At 66.0% G+C, this 3,001-nt stretch carries 4 protein-coding genes; 2 read left to right on the forward strand and 2 right to left on the reverse strand.

The genetic code is table 11. The features are described 5' to 3' along the window. Window positions 1–320, reverse strand: a 320-nt coding sequence (locus N878_RS16510; RefSeq protein WP_021444715.1) for an amidase family protein, incomplete at its 3' end; no start/stop codon positions are given. Between the two features lie 15 nt (window positions 321–335). After that, a complete protein-coding gene (gene gatC, locus N878_RS16515; RefSeq protein ID WP_021444716.1) occupies window positions 336–623 on the reverse strand; it encodes an Asp-tRNA(Asn)/Glu-tRNA(Gln) amidotransferase subunit GatC in 288 nt (95 codons plus the stop codon). A gap of 241 nt (window positions 624–864) precedes the next feature. Between gatC and mreB the strand changes: the two genes are divergently transcribed. Next, window positions 865–1,902: a rod shape-determining protein MreB gene (gene mreB / locus N878_RS16520; protein ID WP_031303301.1), complete on the forward strand. Its 1,038-nt coding sequence runs from the start codon at window positions 865–867 to the stop codon at window positions 1,900–1,902. Window positions 1,903–2,102: 200 nt separating this feature from the next. Beyond that, window positions 2,103–3,001: rod shape-determining protein MreC (mreC, locus tag N878_RS16525; protein WP_021444718.1), on the forward strand; the 899-nt coding region annotated here is incomplete at its 3' end.

Here is a 3,001-nt window from a genome sequence, read left to right on the forward strand (position 1 = left end):
TTTTCCACCACGGTGGCGTCGTAGGGCGCCTTGAAGCCGGTGAGGATCTTCGAGCCGCAGGAAGTCAGCACGTTCTTGGTGCAGAACAGGTCCTTGTGGGCGATCGGCGCGCCGAGCAGGGCGCCGCTCTCGCCGGCGGCGCGACGGGCGTCGGCGGCCTTGGCCTGCTCGATGGCGAGATCGCTGGTGACGGTGATAAAGCTGTTGAGCTGCGGATCGAGCTGCGCGATGCGCGCCAGCAGGCTGCGGCTCAGCTCTTCGGCGGAGAATTCTTTGGCGGCGAGTGCGCGGGCGATCTCGGCCAGGGTCAGTTGATGCATGTCAGGCCCTTTCCTTTATTCGATGACTTTCGGCACGAGGTACAGGCCGTTTTCCACGGCCGGGGCGATGGCCTGGTAGGCGTCGCGCTGGTTGCTCTCGCAGACCACGTCGGCGCGCAGGCGCTGGGTGGCTTCCAGCGGGTGGGCCAGGGGCTCGATGCCCTGGGTGTCGACCGCCTGCATCTGATCGATCAGGCCGAGGATGTTGTTCAGGGTCGCGGTGGTTTGCGGAAGATCGCCTTCGTTCAGGCCCAGGCGGGCCAGGTGGGCGATTTTTTCCACCTCGGAGCGTTCAAGCGCCATCGGGGGTTCTCCAGTGGAAGTGTGATCGGGGTCTTGCTATGCGTGCCTGACGCAGGGAACGGATGTCGCGAGCCGGCGGTCAAAGGCCGCGATGTGCGGCTGCAAGGCCCGGAAAAACAGGCAATCTACCATATTGCCGCCTTGCTCAAAATCCCTGCCGTTGTTAGAGTTTGCCGCACTTTTTACCTGCGCGTTTTCGCGCTTTGCCTTTACCCACGCGTTGCCTAGGGTCCCTTTCCCCATGTTCAAGAAACTGCGTGGCATGTTTTCCAGCGATCTGTCGATCGACCTGGGCACTGCCAATACCCTCATTTATGTGCGCGAACGCGGCATCGTGCTGAACGAGCCGTCGGTGGTCGCCATCCGTACCCACGGTAACCAGAAAAGTGTCGTCGCCGTCGGTTCCGAGGCCAAGCGCATGCTCGGCCGTACCCCGGGCAACATCGCCGCCATCCGCCCGATGAAGGACGGCGTGATCGCCGACTTCAGCGTCTGCGAGAAGATGCTGCAGTACTTCATCAACAAGGTGCACGAGAACAGCTTCCTGCAGCCCTCGCCGCGCGTGCTGATCTGCGTGCCGTGCAAGTCGACCCAGGTCGAGCGCCGCGCCATCCGCGAATCGGCGCTCGGCGCCGGCGCCCGCGAAGTATTCCTGATCGAAGAACCCATGGCCGCGGCCATCGGCGCCGGCCTGCCGGTGGAAGAAGCGCGCGGCTCGATGGTCGTCGACATCGGCGGCGGCACCACCGAAATCGCCCTGATCTCGCTGAACGGCGTGGTCTACGCCGAATCCGTACGGGTCGGCGGCGACCGCTTCGACGAAGCCATCATCACCTACGTGCGCCGCAACTACGGCTCGCTGATCGGCGAATCCACCGCCGAGCGGATCAAGCAGGAAATCGGTACCGCCTACCCGGGCGGCGAAATCCGCGAAGTCGACGTGCGTGGCCGCAACCTGGCCGAGGGCGTGCCGCGCAGCTTCACCCTCAATTCCAACGAAGTGCTCGAGGCGCTGCAGGAATCCCTGGCGACCATCGTCCAGGCGGTCAAGAGCGCGCTGGAGCAGTCGCCGCCCGAGCTGGCCTCGGACATCGCCGAGCGCGGCCTGGTGCTGACCGGCGGCGGTGCGCTGCTGCGCGACCTGGACAAGCTGCTGTCGCAGGAAACCGGCCTGCCGGTGATAGTCGCCGAAGACCCGCTGACCTGCGTCGCCCGTGGCGGCGGCAAGGCGCTGGAGATGATGGATCGCCACACCATGGACCTGCTGTCCTCGGAGTAATCCGACGCTCCAGCCGGGTCCGCCGTGCCGCCTTCGGGCGGCACGCGCCTGTTCAAGCACTGCAGTACACTCGCCCCATTCCTTGCCGGATCGATTTGTCTTTCGCATGAACTCGCGCGTCTTCCGCCCTCGCGGCGCACAAGGGGTCGGCCATTAAGCCGCTCTTCGCCAAAGGCCCCTCGCTGGGCATCCGCCTGCTGGTGCTGGCCGTGCTCTCGGCCGTGCTGATGGTGGTCGATGCCCGTTTCGAGGCGCTCAAGCCGCTGCGCAGTCAGCTGGGCCTGGTACTGACGCCCCTTTATGAGCTTGGCGACCTGCCGGTACGCGCCTGGGACGGCGCCACCCAGCAGATCTCCAGCCGCAGCGAACTGATGGCCGAGAACGAGAAGCTCAAGGCGGAGGCCCTGCTGCTGCAGCGCCGCCTGCAGAAGCTGGCCGCGCTGACCGAACAGAACGTGCGCCTGCGCGAGCTGCTCAACTCGGCGGCGCTGGTGGACGAGGAAGTGCTGGTCGGCGAGCTGATCGGCGTCGACCCCAATCCCTATACCCACCGCATCTTGATCGACAAGGGTGAAAAGGACTGCGTGGACGCGGACAAGAAACGCTGCGTGTTCCTCGGTCAGCCGGTGCTCGACGCCCGCGGCCTGATGGGCCAGGTGGTGGAGGTCATGCCCTACACCTCGCGGGTGCTGCTGCTCACCGACACCACCCACAGCATTCCGGTGCAGGTCAACCGCAGCGGCCTGCGCGCCATCGCCGTCGGCACCGGCAACCCGGAGCGTCTGGAACTGCGCCACGTGGCCGACACCGCCGACATCAAGGAGGGCGACCTGCTGGTCAGCTCCGGCATGGGTCAGCGCTTTCCCGCCGGTTACCCGGTGGCCACGGTCAAGGAAGTGATCCACGACTCCGGCCAGCCCTTCGCCATCGTCCGCGCCGTGCCCACCGCTGCACTCAATCGCAGCCGCTATCTGCTGCTGGTGTTCTCCGATCAGCGCACCCCGGAACAGCGCGCCAACGATTCCGCCGAGGCCCAGGAAGCTGCCGACCGCGAGGCCGAGCAGGTGCGCAGTCAGGACGCTGCGCCGGCCGCCGAGCC

It is taken from the genome of Pseudomonas sp. EGD-AK9 (genome assembly GCF_000465935.2).
Taxonomy (GTDB): domain Bacteria; phylum Pseudomonadota; class Gammaproteobacteria; order Pseudomonadales; family Pseudomonadaceae; genus Aquipseudomonas.